Here is a 17,800-nt window from a genome sequence, read left to right on the forward strand (position 1 = left end):
CAGCCGCAACGCACCACCGGGCCCCTCCGCAAGGAGGGGCTTTTTTTTGACGCATGCGGAGCCGGCACAGGATTTGCATCACCACCGGAGCCGCACTGGCGCGCGGACGACGCTCAAGAAGCGCTCCCGCGCGCCGATACTCCCCTCAGCCGCTGGCGCACCGCGTGCCGGCCACCTCAAGGACCGCCACCATGTCCACCACTGGAATCGGCTCAGGCCTGGACATTCCCAGCTTCGTCGCCAAACTGGTGGCGAAGGAACGCCAGCCGCAGGAAGACCGGATCAACCGCGACGGTACCGCCTCCAGCGCGCAACTGTCGTCCTTGAGCACGATCAAGAGCGCGCTGTCCAACCTGCAGACGGCGATGAGCACGGTGTCCGACAGCGCCGACAAGGGCGCCTACAAGGCGACCATCGACGACGGCGCCGGCTATACCGCCACCGTGACCTCCAGCGCCAACGCCGGCAAATACGGCATCGAGGTGGTGAAACTGGCGCAGTCGCAGAAACTGACCTCGTCGGCCTACGCCAGCGGCGCCGTCGTCGGTGGCGGCACCCTGACCATCGCCTATGGCAGCACCACGCTCAACATCAACGTCGATGCCGGCAGCAAGCTCAGCGACGTGGCCGCCTTCATCAACAAGGCCGCCAACGGTGCCGGCGTGACCGCCAGCGTGGTCACCGCCGACGATGGCGACCATCTGGTGCTCAACGCGGTCGACACCGGCACCAAGGGCGCCCTGACCATTACCACGTCCGGTGGCGACGGCGGCCTGGCCAAGCTCACCTACCCGCCCGGCAACAACGGCGGGCTGACCCAGACCATCGCCGCCGCCGACGCGGTGGTGAAGGTGGACGGCTTCCAGCGCACCTCCAGCAGCAACACCATCGCCGATCTGGTGCCCGGCGTGGCCATCAATCTCACCAAGGCCGTGGCCGGCACCAGCTTCAATCTCAACATCACCAACGACAACACCCCGCTGAAGGCCAATCTGACTGCCCTGGTCAGCGCCTACAACTCCGCCAACAGCGTGCTCAAGTCGTCCAGCGCCTACGACGCCACCAACAAGAAGGCCTCGCCGATGACCGGCGATGCGATGGTGCGCGGCCTGCAGCAGTCGCTGCGCCGGCTGGTCAGCGACAACGTGAGCGGCCTGATGGCGATGGGCGTGACCATCGACAAGGACGGGGTGATGAGCTTCGACAGCGCCAAGTTCGACACCGCGGCGGCCGCCGATCCGTCGGCGGCCAAGACCCTGCTCGGCAACAACGGCAGTTTCGGTACCGGCATGAGCACGCTGCTGAAGAGCAACCTGGACAGCACCAGCGGCACGCTGACCCAGCGGACCGACGCGATCAACAAGCACATCGCCGACCTGACCGACCAACTCGGCGATCTCGACAAGCGCATGCAAGCGCTGAGCGACCAGTACACCGCGCGCTTCACGGCGATGGAGACGCTGGTGACGCAAATGCAGAGCGTGAGCGACGGTTTGGCCAAGCAGTTCAAATGACGCACAGGCGGCCGCGCGGCTCAAGTCGAGACGCGTCGCGGCCGATAGAAAGAGTATCGACAGTCATTACGGATTGGCCGCAGCAACCGCAGCGTCGCCGCTCACCGGCGCGGCGCGGAGGCCAGCCGATCCACCCGAGGAGTTTTCCATGTACGGTTCCAGCCGCCAGTACGCCGAGCAATATCGCAAGATGGGCATTTCCACCAGCGTCACCGATGCCGATCCGCACAAGCTGGTCGCCATGCTGTTCGCCGGCGCCTGCCAGCGCATCCGCCAGGCCCAGGCCTGCCTCGCGCAGGGCGACCAGGCACGCAAGGGCAAGGCGATCGGCGAGGCCTGCGCCATCGTCGGCCATCTCAACGGCTCGCTCGACCACGAGGCCGGCGGCGAGATCGCCGGCAATCTGTCGGCGCTCTACGACTACGTGATGCACCGCCTGACCGAAGCCAACCTGCACAACGACGACGCCGCGCTGACCGAAGCGCTGGAACTGCTCAGCGAGATCGACGCGGCCTGGGCCGCCATTCCCGCGCAGCAGCGCGAACTGGCCACGGCGAACGCGTCGTGAGCATCCAGCTCGCCGACCTGCACAACGACCTGCACGAGTTGCGCGAGGTCCTGCGTGGCGACGACTACGCGCTGGCCCAGGCCATGGTCGCCGACCACGCGCGGCACCTGCAGGCGTATCTGCAACAGGACGGCGCCGACCGCTCGCGCGAGGCGTTGAAGCCGTTGCTGGCCCTGCAGCAGGCGGTGACCGCGCAGATGCGCATGGAGCGCGACCATGCCGCGGCCTGGCTGCGCAGCAGCCGCCAGTCCAGCCACGCCGCGCGGCTCTACTCGCAGGCCGGACTGCTGGGATGAACACCGGCTCGGACGGCGCGGCGCAGCACCCGGCCGACGCCGAGCTGTTCCACGACACCCTCAGTTGCGAACTGGCGCTGCCGGCGGATTTCCGCCTGGGCAACGGCGCCGGCCGGCTCGCTGCCGGCGAAGCGCTGTTGCGCAGCCTGGCGCAGATCGAGGATCTGCGTGGCGAGGATGGCAGCGACGACCGCAGCGAGTCCACCGCGCAGACCCAGAGGATGGAGGCCAAGCTCGACCTGATGCTGGTGCTGCTGGGCCGGCTGGCCCGCCAGCACGAGGATGCCCTGCCGCTGCGGCCGCTGTGCTGGTCGCGCCGGGGCGTGCGGCTGGAGCTGGGCGCGCGCTCGGGCGCCGCGGCCGGCGCCGCCGGCCTGCTGCGCCTGCAGCCCTCGGACTGGCTCCCGGACCACCTGGAACTGCCGGTGCGGGTGCTGGCCGAGGCCGCCACCGCGGGCGTCGTGCAACTTTGGCTACGGTTCGAGACACAGCCGCCAGGCCTGCAAGAGGCCCTGGAACGCCACCTGTTCCGGCTGCACCGCCGGCAGATCGCCGACAGCCGGCGCGCGCGCTGAGCCAGCACACCGCCCCCCGGACCGCCGCGGCGAGGTTGGCGGCGGCGGGCGGCTCGGCTAATGTGCGGCTCTGAATAGAAGGACCTGCACCGTGCGAGTCATCATCGTCGACGATCACACCCTGGTACGCGCCGGCCTGAGCCGGCTGCTGCAGACGTTTGCGGACGTCGACGTGGTCGCCGAGGCCAGCAACGCGCAACAGGCCGTGGACCTGGCCACCCTGCACCGCCCCGACCTGGTGCTGATGGATCTGTCCCTGCCGGGGCGCAGCGGCCTGGACGCGCTCACCGACGTGCTGCACAGCTCGCCCAAGACCCGGGTGGTGATGATGTCGATGCACGACGACCCGGTGCATGTGCGCGATGCGCTGGACCGCGGCGCCACCGGCTTCGTGGTCAAGGACGCCGCCCCGCTGGAGCTGGAGCTGGCGTTGCGCGCGGCCAGCGCCAACCAGGTGTTCCTGAGCCCGCAGATCTCCTCCAAGATGATCGCGCCGATGCTCGGCCGCGAGCGCCCGGTCGGCATCGCCGCACTGTCGCCGCGACAGCGCGAGATCCTGCGCCAGATCGGCCGCGGCCAGAGCAACAAGGAAATCGCCTCGGACCTGGGCATCAGCGTCAAGACCGTCGAGACCCACCGCGCGCGGATGATGGAATCGCTGGGCTGCCGCCGCGCCAACGATCTGGTCCTGCTGGCCGCACGCCATCAGGGCGAGCTGAGCTGAACTGGGGACGGCATCCCGACACGGGACATTGGCATGGCGCTTGCCTTAATCGGTCAGCAGGCGTGACGCTTCCGCCGGACCCCGTTGCATCAGGCATTTCGCCGTCGACTGTCCGGCGCCCACGCGCCGCATGTCGGGAAATCCCTGACACCCTGTCGGGAATTTGACTACCCTACTCAGGAACACCCCGATTCTGTTACCGTCGGGCGACAAGCACTATGCGTTCCACGGGCGCCAGAGGGTTGGCGCCGAACCGAGGAAGTCCGCATGAAGCCGACCGTTTCCGCCCAACTGGGCCAGCAACTGCATCTGACCCCGCAACTGCTGCAGTCGATCCGGCTGCTGCAGCTCGATGGCATGCAACTGGAACTGGAAATCCGCCGCGCACTGGAGACCAATCCATTGCTCGAGCTGGAAGAGCCCGAGGGCGTGATCGAGCCGGTGGTCAAGCATGAGGACGCCGCGCTGGAAACCGCGGCATTCGACGAACTGCCCGAATCCTCGATGTGGGACATCCCGGCCGCTGGCTGGAACGATGGCGAAGACGATCGCATGCAGCGCATCGCCGCGGGCGAGTCCACCGATCCGCACCTGCGCGTGCTGCAGCGGCTGGCCCTGGAACTGCCGGCGGCGGAACTGGCGGCGGCCGCGTTCTGGCTGGAACACTGCGACGATGCCGGCTACCTGGATGGCCCGCTCGACACCCTGCAGCAACTGGCCAGCGCCCGGCTGGGCCTGTCGGTGGCGCAGGCCGAAGCCGTCCGCCAGCGCCTGCTGCATGGCGACCCGGGTGGCCTCGGCGCCTGCGACCTGCGCGAGTGCCTGCAGGCGCAGCTGAGCGACCTGCCCGGCCGCGTGCCCGGCCGCCACCTGGCCGGGCGCATCCTCGCCGGCGACCTCGACCTGCTCGCCAGCCACGACTACGCCCTGCTCGGTCGCCAGCTCGACGCCGAGACCGACGACGTGCGCGAGGCGGTGCGGCTGATCCTGTCGCTGCAGCCGCGCCCCGGCGACAGCCTGCAGCCGCAGGATCTGGGCCATGTCCTGCCGGACGTGGTCGCCTGGCACGCCGACGGCACCTGGCGTGTCGCGCTGAACCCGGCCACCACCCACCGCGTCACCGTCAACCCGATGCACGAGCGCGCCCTGGCCGAGGCCGGCGACGCCGCGCAGCCGCTGCGCGAAATGCTGCAGGAAGCGCGCTGGCTGACCCGCGGCCTGTCGATGCGCTACGAGACCCTGCTGCGCACCACCCGCGCCATCGTCGAGCGCCAGTCGGCGTTCCTGGTCAAGGGCGAGGAAGCGATGGCGCCGCTGACCCTGAAGGAAGTGGCCGAGGCGATCGGCATGCACGAGTCGACCATTTCCCGCATCACCACCGGCAAGTACCTGCAGACCCCGCGCGGCACGTTCGAGCTGAAGCACTTCTTCGCCGTGCGCCTGGAAGGCGCGGCGGTGTCCGGCCAGGCGGTGCGCGCCATGGTCCGGCGCCTGATCGAATCCGAGCCGGCGGGGCGGCCGCTGGCCGACGAGGCCATCGCCGGGCTGCTGTCGCGACAGGGCGTGAACGTGGCAAGGCGCACTGTCGCCAAGTATCGTGAACAATTGGACATCGCTCCCGCACGCGAACGCCGCCGCGGCAGCAAACCGCTGCTGGCCCGTGCGGGCTAAGGAAAAACGACGCATATGAACAAACTGTCCGTGCTTCTGGTCGACGACCACGAAGGTTTCATCAACGCCGCCATGCGCCACTTCCGCAAGCTCGACTGGATGGAAGTGATCGGCAGCGCCGCCAATGGCCTGGAGGCCATCGAGCGGTCCGAGTCGTTGCGCCCGCAGGTGGTGCTGATGGACCTGGCCATGCCCGAGATGGGCGGTCTGCAGGCCACGCGCCTGATCAAGACCCAGGATCAGGCGCCCTACATCGTGATCGCCAGCCATTTCGACGATGCCGAGCACCGCGAGCACGCCATGCGCGCCGGTGCCGACAACTTCGTCAGCAAGCTGTCCTACATCCAGGAAGTGATGCCGATCCTGGAGGGGCTTCGGACCGAAGGAGTGCCGGCATGAGCGAATCGCGGATCCTGGTGATCGATGACGACGCGGTGCGCGCGGAGCGGACCGTCAGCCTGCTCGAATTCATGGACCTCAACCCGCGCTGGGTCACCGACGTGGCCGACGTCCAGCCCGGCCGGCATCGGCAGACCGAGTGGATGGCAATCCTGGTCGGCGGGCTCGACGACCAGGACCAGGCCGATGCCTTCTTCGGCTGGGTGGCGCGCAGTTCGCTGCCGCCGCCGGTGCTGCTGCTCAACGGCGATGCGCAGGCCTTCGCGCAGCGCCATGGCCTGCACGAAGCCAACGTGTGGCAGCTGGAAGCGCCGCTGCGCCACGCGCAACTGGAAACCCTGCTGCGCCGCGCCAGCCTCAAGCGCCTGGACGCCGAGCACCAGGCCGGTGCCGCGCAGGACAACGGCCCGACCGGTACCAGCGCGGCGGTGACCCGCCTGCGCCGGCTGATCGACCAGGTCGCCGCCTTCGACACCACCGTGCTGGTATTGGGCGAGTCCGGCACCGGCAAGGAAGTGGTGGCGCGGGCGATCCATCAGCAGTCGCCGCGCCGCGACGGTCCGTTCGTGGCGATCAACTGCGGCGCAATTCCGCCGGATCTGCTGGAAAGCGAACTGTTCGGCCACGAAAAGGGATCGTTCACCGGCGCGCTGAGCGCGCGCAAGGGCCGTTTCGAGATGGCCGAGGGGGGCACCCTGCTGCTCGACGAGATCGGCGACATGAGCCTGCCGATGCAGGTCAAGTTGTTGCGCGTCCTGCAGGAGCGCAGCTTCGAGCGGGTCGGCGGCAACGTCACCATCCGCTGCAACGTGCGGGTGATCGCCGCGACCCACCGCAACCTTGAAGAACGCATCGCCGGCAACCAGTTCCGCGAGGACCTGTTCTACCGGCTCAACGTGTTCCCGATCGAGATGCCGGCGCTGCGCGAACGCAGCGACGACCTGCCGGCGCTGGTGCACACCATCGCCGCGCAACTGGCGCGGACCGGGCGCGGCGAAGTGCGCTTCTCCGAAGAGGCCTTGCAGGCGCTGCGCAGCTACGAGTGGCCGGGCAACGTGCGCGAGCTGACCAATCTGGTCGAGCGCCTGGCGGTGCTGCACCCGGGCGGCCTGGTGCGGGTGCAGGACCTGCCGGCGCGCTATCGTGGCGACTTCGCATCGTCCATCGACGTCTCGGCCCCGCCGGCGCCGATCGCAACGGATCCGCGGCGGGTGCCCAACGTGGTCGACCTGCACGTCGGCGGCAAGCCGGGGACGGACGCGGATGCGCCGGCCCAGGCCGCGGCGACGCTGCCGGAAAGCGGCCTGGACCTGCGCGGGCACATGGCCAACATCGAGCTGGCGCTGATCAACGAGGCGCTGGAGCGCACCCAGGGCGTGGTTGCGCATGCGGCGCAGCTGCTGGGCCTGCGGCGCACCACCCTGGTCGAGAAGCTGCGCAAGTACGGCATCGACCGCGACCAGACCGAACTGGCGAGCTGAGCCGGCGCACGGTGTCGGGTGCGGCCGCACCCGACGCGCCCCTTGTCCCTCGGAACGCCACGCCCTCTTCCCTTTCCTCGTCACCTGCCTGCCCGACGCGGGCGCTGTCGCAGCGCGCTCGCTCGCGGCGGCCAAGCCAGGTTTCGCCTGCACTGCATCCCGATCGGCACCGCCGACAGTGGACAGGCACCTTTGGCATGTGGCTTGCTTCACGTTTCCACAGCACCGGGCGGCGCGTTCCGCACCGGGGACTTCCACCCGTCGCCAGGCAGGTCCCATGTCCATCCCCGTCACCAGTCCGCTGCTGCCGCCCCTGGAGGCGTTCGTCCCCTACCTGGAGCAGATCTGGCGCAGCCGCATCCTGACCAACGGCGGCGACATGCACCGCTCACTGGAGAAGGCGCTGGCCGAGTATCTGGGCGTCAACCACCTGGCGCTGCTGACCAACGGCACCCTGGCGCTGCTGACCGCGCTGCAGGCGCTGCGCATCACCGGCGAGGTGATCACCACGCCGTACTCGTTCGTCGCCACTGCGCATTCGCTGCTGTGGCGCGGCATCAAGCCGGTGTTCGTGGACATCGATCCGCAAACCATGAACCTGGATCCGCTCAAGATCGAGGCGGCGATCACCCCGCACACCACCGCGATCATGCCGGTGCACTGCTATGGCACGCCTTGCGACACCGCCGCGATCGAGCGCATCGCCGATACCTACAACCTCAAGGTCATCTACGACGCCGCGCATGCGTTCGGGGTCAAGGACGCCGGCGGCTCGATCCTGCGCCACGGCGACCTCAGCGTGCTCAGCTTCCACGCCACCAAGGTGTTCAACACCTTCGAGGGCGGCGCCATTGTCTGCCCGGACGCCAAGACCTACCAGCGCATCAGCCGCCTGAAGAACTTCGGCTTCGTCGACGAAACCACGGTGGTGGCCACCGGCATCAACGGCAAGATGAGCGAGATCAACGCCGCCTTCGGGCTGCTGCAACTGCAGCACATCGACGACGCACTGGCGCAGCGCGGGGCGATCGACGCGCAGTACCGTCGGCGCCTGGCGCAGGTGCCGGGGATCCGCTGCCTGGCGCCGCGGGAACCGGGACTGTCCAACTACGCCTCGTTCCCGATCCTGGTCGAGGACGCCTTCCCGCTGGTGCGCGATGAACTGCACCGGCTGCTACGCAGCCACGACATCCTGGTGCGCCGCTATTTCTATCCATTGATCAGCGACTTCCCGATGTACCGCGGCCTGCCCTCCTCCGCGCCGGCCGGCCTGCCGGTGGCGCGACAGATGGCCGAGCGCGTGCTGTGCCTGCCGATCTTTCCCGGACTGGCGGCCGAGCAGGTGGACGCCATCGTCGACCTGATCGCCGCGGCGGGCGGCGTCATGCCCGCGCGCCCTTCCTCTTCCGCTAGCATCACCGCCCCTCCCTCCTTCGCCCAACCCGTGGAACCCGCAGCATGAGCCAAGAGACGTTTATCGAGAATTTCCTGTCCGCGACCGATTTTCAGAATCCGGTCGAGGTGAACATGGATACGGTGCTGCGCGAACTGCCGGAATGGGATTCGCTGGCCGCACTGGGTGTGATCGTGATGTTCGATACGGACTACGGCAAGACCATCACCGGCGAGCACCTGGCCGCCGTGGTCACCCTGGGCGATCTGTACAAGCTGACAGGGGCGTAACATGCCGACCTCCACGCTGCGTAACGTACGCTTCGCCGGCATGGCGACCTGCGTTCCCAAGCGCGTCGTCTCCAATCTCACCGATTGCCGGCCGCAGATCCGCTCCGAGCGCGAGCGGCTGGTGCGCAATATCGGCATCGAGACGCGGCGCATGGCCGCCGAATGGCAGTGCTTCTCCGATCTGGCCTTCGACGCGGCGCAGGTACTGCTGGAGCGCCTGCAGTGGCAGCGTGAGGAGGTCGATGCGTTGATCGTGGTCACCCAGTCGCCGGACTACCCGATCCCGGCCACGGCGATCATCCTGCAGGACCGCCTGGGCCTGTCGCACGCCACCATCGCCTTCGACGTCAACCTGGGCTGCTCGGCCTACCCGTTCGGCATCAACCTGCTCGGCTCGATGATCGCCGCTGGCGGCGTCAAGAAAGGCTTGCTGCTGGTCGGCGACCGCAGTGCCAACCTCGAGGACCCGATCTTCTCCGACTCCGGTACCGCCACCGCACTGGAATTCAGTGCCGACGCCGCGCCGATGCACTTCGACCTCAATAGCGATGGCAGCGGTTACCGCGCGATCATCCTGCCGGTCGGCGGCCACCGCGAACCGGTCGGAGTGCAGCACCTGATCCCGTACCGAGCCGACGAGCACGACCGCTGGCACCGTGGTACCGACCTGCAACTGGACGGCGTGGCGGTACTGAGCTTCTCCACCCAGCGGGTGCCGCCGGCGGTGCAGAAGCTGCTCGACTACAGCGGCGTGTCCAAGGACGAGGTCGATTACTTCGTGTTCCACCAGGCCAACCGGATGATCAACGAGACCATCCGCAAGAAGCTCGGCCTGCCGCCGGAAAAGGTGCCCTCCACCCTGCACGATTTCGGCAACACCAGCGGCGCCTCGCTGCCGGTGACCATGACCGCGCGGATCAACAGAGAACTGGAAGAAGGCGGCAAGCGCGTGCTGTTGTGCGGCTTCGGCATCGGCCTCTCCTGGGGAAGCTGCCTGGTCGATATCGACGGCGCGGTGTTTCCGGATCTCATCGAGTCGTGAGTCCCGTGACCGATCCATTCTCGCTCGAAGGCAAGCGCATCCTGGTCACCGGTGCCTCCTCCGGCATCGGCCGCCAGGTCGCCCTCTGCTGCGCGCAGATGGGCGCACAGGTCCTCATTACGGGAAGACACCAGGACCGGCTCGCATCCACGCTGGACGATATGCCTGCTGGCGGGCATGCATCGATCCAGGCGGATCTGGACCGGCAAGAGGACATCGATCGACTGGTGGCCGAGTGCGGCCTCCTGCATGGTGTGGTCAACGCGGCCGGGATTTCTCGCTTGGTACCGGTGCGATTGATCAATCGTTCGCACCTAGAAGACACCTTTTCAAGCAATACATTCGCACCTACCCTGTTGACGCGGGGGTTACTGGCGAAGAAGCGTATCGCCGCCGGCGGGTCCCTCGTGTTCATCTCATCGGTGGCTTCGCATATCGGCCCCATGGCCAGCAGCGCTTACGCCTCCAGCAAAAGCGCCCTGCTCGGCATGGTGCGATCGCTTGCCCAGGAGGTCGGCAAGCACGGCATCCGCGCCAACTGCATTGCGCCTGGATACGTTCGCACGCCATTGCTGGAAGGACTTCAGGGCAGTGGAGGCAACATGGAAGGTCTGTTCAAGCTGACGCCATTGGACATGGGGGAACCGGAAGACGTCGCGTATGCGGCAGTCTTCTTTCTAGCCGACGCAAGCCGCTGGATCACCCGCAACTACTTCATCGTCGATGGCGGCCTGACCGTCCCCATGGACATCTACGCATGAAGAATCCGACGCTCGCTGCATTCTCGCTCCATGAAAAGACCATTCTGGTAACCGGCGCGTCCTCCGGTCTGGGACGGCAGATCGCCATCGCCTGCGCCAGACGCGGCGCACGCATGGTCCTCACCGGGCGCAACGCGGAACGTCTCGACGAGACATTGGGCCAACTTGAAGGCGATGGCCATCTTCGCTTCGTCGCCGACCTGACCCACTCCGACCAGCGCGAAACGCTGGTACGCGAGGCGGGCGAGGCCATCCACGGCGTTGTGCATTGTGCAGCCGTGCAAAAGCATTGCCCGATCAGGCAACTGACCGAGGCCGCGATGACCGACATCTACACGACCAATTTTCTGGCGCCAGTGATGCTTACTCAACGCCTGCTCCAGGCCAATGCCATCGTCCCGCAAGGCTCGATCGTGTTCATGCTGTCCACCGCGGCGCATCTTGGGACACGTGGCGTCGGCCCCTACTCGGCCATGAAGGCCGGCCTGATCGGCATCATCAAATGCCTGGCGCTGGAGCAGGCCAAGCGCCGAATTCGCGTCAACGGGATTTCTCCATCCGCAGTCGCCACGCCCATGTGGAGCACGGAACAACTCGAAGCGCAGAAATCCAGGCATCCGTTAGGACTGGGCGAGCCCCAGGACGTGGCCAATGCAGCGGTGTATCTGCTAGCGGACGCGAGCCGTTGGGTGACTGGAACGAGCCTGGTCATGGATGGCGGGTCCATCCTGTGACCCACCCGGTACTCATCATCGGCGCAGGTGGCTGGGGACGCGAAGTGCTGGCGCAGATGCTTGGCGACCCGGACTGCGGAACGAAATGGCAGCCGCAGGGCTTCCTGGATACCCGCCCACATGTTCTCGATGGCACCGATTGCAAATTGCCCATCGTAGGCGAGCCCGCCGCGCACCATCCATTCCCGGAACAACGCTTCGTCTGCGCGATTGGAGATCCACACGCCCGCGAGCGGTATGCAACACCGCTACTGGAAAAAAGCGCAGAGTTCATTCCGATCATTACCGGGGCCTTCCTTAGTCCGCAGGTCCATATCGGCGTGGGTTGCATTCTCTGCCATCGTGTTCAGCTCAGCCCCAACGTACGGCTGGGCGATTTCGTCAACATCCACGCCAACACCATGCTCGGGCACGACGTGCAGGTGGGGCGTTATGCCCAGATCGGAGCGATGACGTTCGTCGGTGGAGGCGCATCCATTGGCGACTACGCCACGGTGCATCCGCATGCCACCATTCTGCCTGGCATCCGAATCGGCGATGGCGCCATCATCGGCGCAGGATCGGTTGTAGTGAAGGACGTCCCCGACGGTGCAAGCGTGTTCGGCAATCCTGCGAAGCTGATCTTTAGCAAAGATTCTTGAGAGACCCTGCCCCGATGCTTTCACGAATGCAGCCACGCTACTACCTGTCCCAGGACATCTTCGCGCTCGAGCAACGCAAGATCTTTCGCAAGCTGTGGATCTTCGCTGGCCTGAAAACGCTGCTTCCCGAGAACAACTGCTTCATCACCCGCAAGATCGGCGGAGTGCCGGTCGTCATCCAGAATTTCCAGGGGAGGCTGCGTGCGTTCGAGAACGTCTGTCTACACCGAAGCGCGATGCTGCAGACCGCGGCAGTGGGAAGGCGGCCGTTGGTATGCCCTTACCATGCCTGGAAGTACGATGCGGATGGCTGTGTCGCCAACATTCCCGATTGCGAGGCAGTGTACGGCTTCAGCGACGCGGAAAAACGCAGCATGAAGCTACGCGAGTTCTCGCTGCGCGAGGTGGGGAACCTGTTGTTCGTCAACGTCGACGACTCCCCCCTGCCTTTCGAATCGCAGTTTTCTCCAGACTTCTTGATGTCGCTTGAGAGCAGCTCCAATGCCTACGATACCGAAGTGATGGTGACCACGTGGCATGGCCGCTTCAACTGGAAACTGGCGTACGAAAACTTGCGCGACGCCAATCACCCTCGCTTCGTTCACCCCAAAAGCCTTGCCAAGACCGTCGACTTCGTCGCACACGTCGACCGCGCGCTGCTGGAAGAAACCAAGTTGCCGCTGGCCGACACATCCGTCGCCGGACTGCGAAAGGAAATGTCGCGATTCAGCACCGGCGGCGCCGACGCCGCCATTCATGGCATGAAGCACTTCGGGTGGCACGAGAGAGTGGACCGCTGGGGCGATCAGGATGTCTACTACAACTGGCTGACGTTCCCGAACATGCACATCGCCAGTGCCAACGGCGGGCACTCGTTCACGCTGGAAAATCACATTCCGATCTCGGCAAACCAGACGGATGTCGAAATCTACTGGTTCACGGCACGAAAAAGACAAGCCTATGCCGGATCGCACCAGGTGCTGCTCGCACAGATGCACGGCAGCAAGCTAGTCGTCGGCGAAGACATCGAGATCATGGAACAAGTTCAGGCGGCGCTGCACACGGATGCGCCAGTGCCTCAGCAAGGCGACTATGAGGCGTTCAATCGGCTGATCGAGCGCTGGTACACCACCATGATGGAGAAGGACGATGGGATCTAAGTGGATCGTGGGTGGTGGCCCCTTTCTCGATCTGGTTTTCCGCATGTGGCAGCAGGCCCGGCCCGATCAGCCATTGCAACGGCTGGAGGTTCCACAGGGCCCCGACTACCGTTTCGACTTTTCCGCTCTCGACGTTATTGCCGCGGACAACGGTGGGGTTTTCGTGGCATTCGATCAACGCTTCGGAAACTTCAAACGCATGGAACTGATGCAGGCGGTGATGGAACGTGGGTGGCGCATGGATCCATTCGTGCATCCGACCGCGGTCGTCGACAAAGGCACCAGCATCGGACCGAACAGCTTCATCGGTCCCGCCACCGTGGTCGATCCTGACTGCAAGATCGACTACAACACCGTGATCCTGTCCGGTGCGCACGTCGGCTACGGCAGCCGCATCAAATCTTCGTGCTGGCTCGACAACGGTGTCCATCTGGCGCATAACGTCGAACTCGGCAGCCATTGCACGCTGCACTGTGGCGTCATCCTGCAGCATGGAATCAAGGTGGGCAGAGGCTGCGAACTCGGGTGGCCGCAAGTGTACCGTCACGACATCCCCCCAAGAACCGTGTTTGACAGCCGCTACGACGAACCCATCCACGTCTACGGCAAGTAAACCGCTACGCTAGCATCCGCGAATCCCGATACTGAGCGATTTGCTGCACAGCGCAATCGAAGCGGCTGCGTTGCTTCGTGGACCACCGCTAGAGCACGCGTCATGCGGTGACTTAGGGCTGGGATGTATGCACGGCGCCCACCTAGCGCGCTTCGCTACGATCGAAGATGGGTGCTTCGCGCCGTAGTCTGTGGCCCCTAGTGATGCGACACCCGTTGCTCTGTCTTCCCAACATGTGCGCCTGTGAGCGCACCCTTTTTGAGTGAGCCCATGAACGACTCTGTGGTCGCGCTTCAGCGCGAAGTGGACCTGATCGACGACTGCAAGCGCGCCGGCGGCGCAATTTTCCTGGCTCCCAGCTCCAGCATCGGCAGCCTCTTTGCGGCCCGTGCGGCCGCCCTGCTCGCCGAGCGCGCGCCCGGCACTCGCATCGTGGCTCTCGACGATCTGCTACACGAACGCCGCATCGCCAATGCGGGTTTCGACGACGTGCGGCCGACCAGCGCGTTCCTACGCGATCCGGATTTGGCCGGGTTACCCACGATCAACTGTGCGTACATGCCAGCCTCTTGGCTGCACTTCGATCAACTACAGCGGCTGAGCCATGGCCGCGGCATCGATCTGCCGCAGCTGATGTACGCACTGGAAATGCCGCTGGTGTATCAGACCGGGCGGGTGACCCGGGAGCAGACCCTGGCGCATGCCGCACGGTTCGAGGCCCTGCGCACGCGCTTCGCCGACGGGCTGAGCGTTCGCACGCTGGATGCGGTGCTGCGGATGCGCATGGACGGGGACCGACGGCCACTGCTGGACGTGCTCTGCCCCGTGGAGCAGGAGTACTACTCAGTGTATTCGGCTGTGGAGCATCCGCTGCGAATCGGCGCAGACGAACACTACGTGGACATCGGCGCGTATCGCGGCGACACGGTGAAGAAGTTTCGGGCTGCGGCGCGACACGACTATGCGGCCATCCACGCGTTTGAGCCGGATCCGGCCAACTTCGCTGCGCTGCAGCATGGATTGGGAGAAGACGGCGGTCGCACCACCCTGTACAACGCGGCGGTCGCCGATGTCGCCGGGACCATGGCGTTCGATGCCCAGGGCACCATGGGCAGCCGGTTAGACGGACACGGCGACGCGCGCGTGGACTGCGTGCGTTTGGACGACCTGGTCGAACACGTCAGCGTCCTGAAGATGGATGTGGAAGGCGCAGAGGCCAAGGTATTGCGCGGCGCCACCGAGCTGATCCGGCGCTGCCGTCCGCGTATGGCCATTACCGGCTATCACCACGCGCTTGACCTACTAGACATCGTCGCCGAATTGGATCGGATCCTGCCGGACGCCAGGCTGCGCCTGCGCCAGTACTCGCTATACTTCTACGACACCGTGCTTTACGTGGAATGACACAAATAGGAAATGGCAAGACTCCCGCCGCATCGAGAGAACGCGGCGGCATCTCTTTAGAGATGCCGCCGCGCCTTCAATTCCGATCAAAAATTCAATCAAAAATCAGTATTAAATAAAATTCATTCAACCTGCCGTCAGTTGACATACCAGCGCATTGCATAGACATACTTCGACTTCGCAACGACATCGCCGCTCCCAAGCCTCATATCAGCCTCAGCATATTCCCCTGAGGTGTTGATAAGAAAATGGGCTGAAAAAGGCGGATTACTGGGCTCACCAAACTGGCTGCCCATGGCAATATTCATCGCATAATCGTCATGTCCGACGCAAACCACTGCCTGCGAAGAGTCGAGCTTCATGGAAGTATTCGTGCAAAGCACACCCCATGTGTGATAAGGATTTTGAGTAGGTGCTGTTACCAGGACCTTGACATCCGCACCATTGTCGACAGCCGTACGCAGCGTTTGCAACGAGCCGGCTGAGACGTTTCCATTGGCGTCCGTGGCATACACCATCGTCCATGCTTGCGAGGAACCTGCTGCCAGAGCGAGCACCGTGAATACAAAAGTTTTAAGCATGATCATAGTTGCCCCCATATTTTTAGATAAGTAAAAATAAATACGGCAGCACAGCCTCGTGACTTTACGAGTCCGGATTGCTGCGAATTTTCATTATTTAACCCGCAGTCCTATTTGGATCTAGCAATACTACCGCGCAACCTCTGTACAGATGGACTCACAGCGCAACCTTAGTCAACTGCATAGACGCGGAAGCTCTACCATCTGGCCACGAGCGACCACGTCAAGTTAAAGCATTATGACACCAGGCTGGAATCGTACTGGCATCGCCTCGTTGATACATGCCAGCGATTTTCGTCAAGGCGTGCGAAACCTGGACTAATATCGCCAGCATGTACGAATACCCCTCACAGGGACTAAATATCAATAATAACTACCACCTGTATTTACAGTTCCAGCCGAATTTCCCGGAAACACATTTTGTCCTTTTCCATTCACCCAAACACCGCCGTTTACATAGACCTTATACCGCGATCCTGTAGCAGCTCCAGAGAATGTAAATGTGTTGTCGCCGCCATTTATGCCACCAACCCGGCCAATGTCAGCGAAGGCGATAGTAAAATTCGGCGTACCTGTCAAGTTAACAGTGATACTACCAAGGATCAGTTGACCGCCATCGTACACCCCATAATGGGTGGTACCACCGCCAGTAATACTATAATTACCTGACACGTAGCAGACCCCATTGGTCGCTACTGTGATTTGTGAACCGGTGACTGCTGCAAACACGTGACCACCCAAAAAACTACAAGACGCTCTGTTCCCAATGACTATACCGTTTACTGTTGCCCCGCCGCCAAAAGTAAAACCAGACACGACTACCCTGCTGGCATCAGTCACCGTAAGGATCCATCCCGCAGTATTGCGCCAAATCGCAGACGTGCTGCCTACAAACCGAACGAAGCCACCGGCCACATTGCCGACCACAACGTTTTCTACATAGGTTCCGTCTGCGACATTGATAAACACTGTATAGCCGCATAGCGAATAACGAGTCCGCGCGACATCTACAGCATGTTGAATGGTCTGGAATGCCGTCGCAGCGCTCAGCCCATCATTGGAGTCACTGCCGGCATTGGAGACATACAAAGACAAATCCTGAGTCAATGCAACGGCATAAGTAACGTAGCCATTCGCGCTAGTACCCATCGCGAACCGCCCTTCATCACTGATGAAATATGGCTCACGGGCCGCAAGTTCACCGGCCGTCGCAGCAGCGTCAAAATCCGCACGCGTACCAGCTTTCACGTAGATATTGGCACCTGAGATTGCATTCGACATAAATAAATTCCTTGACATTTAGTTACGAAGTTTTTCGGCCAAAAACGCAGCAGTCACAATGATGATTTTCGAATTCCTTGGCTTTGGCTGCTGCTTGTCGCAGCAACCCTAATTCACAATTTTCAAACAATCAACAGATCCGCTCTTCATTGTGACAAACAGGGGAATTAATGCACTTATATCCCCATTTGCTAACTAAGCAGATCCCACGTCGCAAAGAACGCACCATCAGCAGCCGCACCATCGAGGAAACTTCCGCTACTAACCCACAAGCCAAGGCCGGATGGGATAAACAAAGGATATTGAAGGAGGACCTGAGAACGCTCACCGGCACGAGCGGATCCATTTCCCGCAAAAATAATTGGCGTATCGATATCTCCCGGACCAGGAGGTGGCGTCGCCGAGGCATAGAGGTTCACCCATCCATGCCCTGGCTGAATACCTGCGGTCCGCAGATAGATTCCGTTCTTATTCTGCGACGGCTGCACAATTTGCACCACATTCCCATTCGGAAATACGCAGCGCGAAAATGCACCAATCTTGACAGCTTCCATAGCAATCTCCTTGAGTGTGATTTATGTCAGTAAAATTTATTTCCGTACGCGCTAAATCATCTGATCACTCTCCTTGTATGGAATCAATTTGCCCGGACAAATTCATATATAAATTGTC

Annotated in this window: 20 protein-coding genes; 17 read left to right on the forward strand and 3 right to left on the reverse strand. The window is 63.5% G+C overall.

The window, feature by feature from the left end; translation table 11 throughout:
* The first annotated feature begins 191 nt into the window (after positions 1 to 191).
* The 17 genes from fliD (at position 192) to SLW56_RS10325 (ending at position 15,266) form a co-directional block, all read left to right on the forward strand.
* Positions 192 to 1,514: a flagellar filament capping protein FliD gene (gene fliD, locus SLW56_RS10245; protein WP_017916434.1), complete on the forward strand. Its 1,323-nt coding sequence runs from the start codon at positions 192 to 194 to the stop codon at positions 1,512 to 1,514.
* Positions 1,515 to 1,662: 148 nt separating this feature from the next.
* Positions 1,663 to 2,082, forward strand: a complete 420-nt coding sequence (fliS, locus tag SLW56_RS10250) for a flagellar export chaperone FliS (RefSeq protein WP_010341674.1) — start codon at positions 1,663 to 1,665, stop codon at positions 2,080 to 2,082.
* Positions 2,079 to 2,378: a hypothetical protein gene (locus tag SLW56_RS10255; RefSeq protein WP_150411152.1), complete on the forward strand. Its 300-nt coding sequence runs from the start codon at positions 2,079 to 2,081 to the stop codon at positions 2,376 to 2,378. Before fliS ends, SLW56_RS10255 begins: the two co-directional genes overlap by 4 nt.
* Positions 2,375 to 2,953 (forward strand): PilZ domain-containing protein, encoded by a 579-nt coding sequence (locus SLW56_RS10260; protein WP_152236985.1) that lies wholly within the window; start codon positions 2,375 to 2,377, stop codon positions 2,951 to 2,953. The genes SLW56_RS10255 and SLW56_RS10260 overlap by 4 nt, the downstream gene beginning before the upstream one ends.
* Positions 2,954 to 3,044: 91 nt before the next feature.
* Complete coding sequence (locus tag SLW56_RS10265) at positions 3,045 to 3,677, forward strand: response regulator transcription factor (protein WP_017908534.1); 633 nt, start codon at positions 3,045 to 3,047, stop codon at positions 3,675 to 3,677.
* A 267-nt stretch (positions 3,678 to 3,944) separates the two neighbouring features.
* On the forward strand, positions 3,945 to 5,348 hold the full coding sequence (gene rpoN / locus SLW56_RS10270; protein ID WP_017916431.1) for an RNA polymerase factor sigma-54: 1,404 nt from the start codon (positions 3,945 to 3,947) through the stop codon (positions 5,346 to 5,348).
* A gap of 15 nt (positions 5,349 to 5,363) precedes the next feature.
* A complete protein-coding gene (locus SLW56_RS10275) occupies positions 5,364 to 5,747 on the forward strand; it encodes a response regulator transcription factor (protein WP_010341669.1) in 384 nt (127 codons plus the stop codon).
* Positions 5,744 to 7,228: a sigma-54 dependent transcriptional regulator gene (locus SLW56_RS10280; RefSeq protein WP_017908532.1), complete on the forward strand. Its 1,485-nt coding sequence runs from the start codon at positions 5,744 to 5,746 to the stop codon at positions 7,226 to 7,228. The genes SLW56_RS10275 and SLW56_RS10280 overlap by 4 nt, the downstream gene beginning before the upstream one ends.
* A gap of 277 nt (positions 7,229 to 7,505) precedes the next feature.
* Positions 7,506 to 8,690: a DegT/DnrJ/EryC1/StrS family aminotransferase gene (locus SLW56_RS10285; protein WP_295915723.1), complete on the forward strand. Its 1,185-nt coding sequence runs from the start codon at positions 7,506 to 7,508 to the stop codon at positions 8,688 to 8,690.
* The gene (locus SLW56_RS10290) at positions 8,687 to 8,911 is read left to right on the forward strand and encodes an acyl carrier protein (protein ID WP_043091966.1); all 225 of its coding nucleotides are present in this window, start codon (positions 8,687 to 8,689) and stop codon (positions 8,909 to 8,911) included. The genes SLW56_RS10285 and SLW56_RS10290 overlap by 4 nt, the downstream gene beginning before the upstream one ends.
* Before the next feature lies 1 nt (position 8,912).
* Positions 8,913 to 9,953 carry a ketoacyl-ACP synthase III gene (locus SLW56_RS10295; protein WP_148829017.1) on the forward strand — a complete coding sequence of 347 codons (1,041 nt, stop codon included), beginning with the start codon at positions 8,913 to 8,915 and terminating at the stop codon, positions 9,951 to 9,953.
* Positions 9,950 to 10,714 (forward strand): SDR family oxidoreductase, encoded by a 765-nt coding sequence (locus SLW56_RS10300; protein ID WP_148829016.1) that lies wholly within the window; start codon positions 9,950 to 9,952, stop codon positions 10,712 to 10,714. Before SLW56_RS10295 ends, SLW56_RS10300 begins: the two co-directional genes overlap by 4 nt.
* Positions 10,711 to 11,448 carry an SDR family oxidoreductase gene (locus SLW56_RS10305; protein WP_267085288.1) on the forward strand — a complete coding sequence of 246 codons (738 nt, stop codon included), beginning with the start codon at positions 10,711 to 10,713 and terminating at the stop codon, positions 11,446 to 11,448. Before SLW56_RS10300 ends, SLW56_RS10305 begins: the two co-directional genes overlap by 4 nt.
* Positions 11,445 to 12,089: an acetyltransferase gene (locus tag SLW56_RS10310; RefSeq protein WP_267085287.1), complete on the forward strand. Its 645-nt coding sequence runs from the start codon at positions 11,445 to 11,447 to the stop codon at positions 12,087 to 12,089. Before SLW56_RS10305 ends, SLW56_RS10310 begins: the two co-directional genes overlap by 4 nt.
* Before the next feature lie 14 nt (positions 12,090 to 12,103).
* The gene (locus SLW56_RS10315; RefSeq protein ID WP_267085286.1) at positions 12,104 to 13,249 is read left to right on the forward strand and encodes an aromatic ring-hydroxylating dioxygenase subunit alpha; all 1,146 of its coding nucleotides are present in this window, start codon (positions 12,104 to 12,106) and stop codon (positions 13,247 to 13,249) included.
* On the forward strand, positions 13,239 to 13,862 hold the full coding sequence (locus SLW56_RS10320) for a UDP-3-O-(3-hydroxymyristoyl)glucosamine N-acyltransferase (RefSeq protein WP_267085285.1): 624 nt from the start codon (positions 13,239 to 13,241) through the stop codon (positions 13,860 to 13,862). The genes SLW56_RS10315 and SLW56_RS10320 overlap by 11 nt, the downstream gene beginning before the upstream one ends.
* 270 nt (positions 13,863 to 14,132) lie before the next feature.
* Positions 14,133 to 15,266, forward strand: a complete 1,134-nt coding sequence (locus tag SLW56_RS10325; protein ID WP_267085284.1) for an FkbM family methyltransferase — start codon at positions 14,133 to 14,135, stop codon at positions 15,264 to 15,266.
* A 137-nt stretch (positions 15,267 to 15,403) separates the two neighbouring features.
* Here the strand turns inward: SLW56_RS10325 and SLW56_RS10330 are convergent, their stop codons facing one another.
* From SLW56_RS10330 to SLW56_RS10340, 3 genes are all read right to left on the reverse strand, one after another.
* Positions 15,404 to 15,853 (reverse strand): hypothetical protein, encoded by a 450-nt coding sequence (locus tag SLW56_RS10330; RefSeq protein ID WP_267099861.1) that lies wholly within the window; start codon positions 15,851 to 15,853, stop codon positions 15,404 to 15,406.
* A 357-nt stretch (positions 15,854 to 16,210) separates the two neighbouring features.
* The gene (locus tag SLW56_RS10335) at positions 16,211 to 17,128 is read right to left on the reverse strand and encodes a hypothetical protein (RefSeq protein WP_267085282.1); all 918 of its coding nucleotides are present in this window, start codon (positions 17,126 to 17,128) and stop codon (positions 16,211 to 16,213) included.
* 191 nt (positions 17,129 to 17,319) lie between these two features.
* The gene (locus SLW56_RS10340; protein ID WP_148829009.1) at positions 17,320 to 17,682 is read right to left on the reverse strand and encodes a hypothetical protein; all 363 of its coding nucleotides are present in this window, start codon (positions 17,680 to 17,682) and stop codon (positions 17,320 to 17,322) included.
* Between the last annotated feature and the right edge of the window lie 118 nt (positions 17,683 to 17,800).

The organism is Xanthomonas sp. LF07-6 (assembly GCF_034105445.1).
GTDB classification, from domain to species: domain Bacteria; phylum Pseudomonadota; class Gammaproteobacteria; order Xanthomonadales; family Xanthomonadaceae; genus Xanthomonas_A; species Xanthomonas_A sontii.

Excerpts from the sequence above, each read along its gene's own strand:
- fliD (WP_017916434.1), top strand. The coding sequence starts at position 192 with ATGTCCACCACTGGAATCGGCTCAGGCCTGGACATTCCCAGCTTCGTC.
- fliS (WP_010341674.1), top strand. The coding sequence starts at position 1,663 with ATGTACGGTTCCAGCCGCCAGTACGCCGAGCAATATCGCAAGATGGGC.
- SLW56_RS10260 (WP_152236985.1), top strand. The coding sequence starts at position 2,375 with ATGAACACCGGCTCGGACGGCGCGGCGCAGCACCCGGCCGACGCCGAG.
- rpoN (WP_017916431.1), top strand. The coding sequence starts at position 3,945 with ATGAAGCCGACCGTTTCCGCCCAACTGGGCCAGCAACTGCATCTGACC.
- SLW56_RS10275 (WP_010341669.1), top strand. The coding sequence starts at position 5,364 with ATGAACAAACTGTCCGTGCTTCTGGTCGACGACCACGAAGGTTTCATC.
- SLW56_RS10280 (WP_017908532.1), top strand. The coding sequence starts at position 5,744 with ATGAGCGAATCGCGGATCCTGGTGATCGATGACGACGCGGTGCGCGCG.
- SLW56_RS10285 (WP_295915723.1), top strand. The coding sequence starts at position 7,506 with ATGTCCATCCCCGTCACCAGTCCGCTGCTGCCGCCCCTGGAGGCGTTC.
- SLW56_RS10290 (WP_043091966.1), top strand. The coding sequence starts at position 8,687 with ATGAGCCAAGAGACGTTTATCGAGAATTTCCTGTCCGCGACCGATTTT.
- SLW56_RS10295 (WP_148829017.1), top strand. The coding sequence starts at position 8,913 with ATGCCGACCTCCACGCTGCGTAACGTACGCTTCGCCGGCATGGCGACC.
- SLW56_RS10305 (WP_267085288.1), top strand. The coding sequence starts at position 10,711 with ATGAAGAATCCGACGCTCGCTGCATTCTCGCTCCATGAAAAGACCATT.
- SLW56_RS10315 (WP_267085286.1), top strand. The coding sequence starts at position 12,104 with ATGCTTTCACGAATGCAGCCACGCTACTACCTGTCCCAGGACATCTTC.
- SLW56_RS10320 (WP_267085285.1), top strand. The coding sequence starts at position 13,239 with ATGGGATCTAAGTGGATCGTGGGTGGTGGCCCCTTTCTCGATCTGGTT.
- SLW56_RS10325 (WP_267085284.1), top strand. The coding sequence starts at position 14,133 with ATGAACGACTCTGTGGTCGCGCTTCAGCGCGAAGTGGACCTGATCGAC.
- SLW56_RS10330 (WP_267099861.1), bottom strand. The coding sequence starts at position 15,853 with ATGATCATGCTTAAAACTTTTGTATTCACGGTGCTCGCTCTGGCAGCA.
- SLW56_RS10335 (WP_267085282.1), bottom strand. The coding sequence starts at position 17,128 with ATGTCGAATGCAATCTCAGGTGCCAATATCTACGTGAAAGCTGGTACG.
- SLW56_RS10340 (WP_148829009.1), bottom strand. The coding sequence starts at position 17,682 with ATGGAAGCTGTCAAGATTGGTGCATTTTCGCGCTGCGTATTTCCGAAT.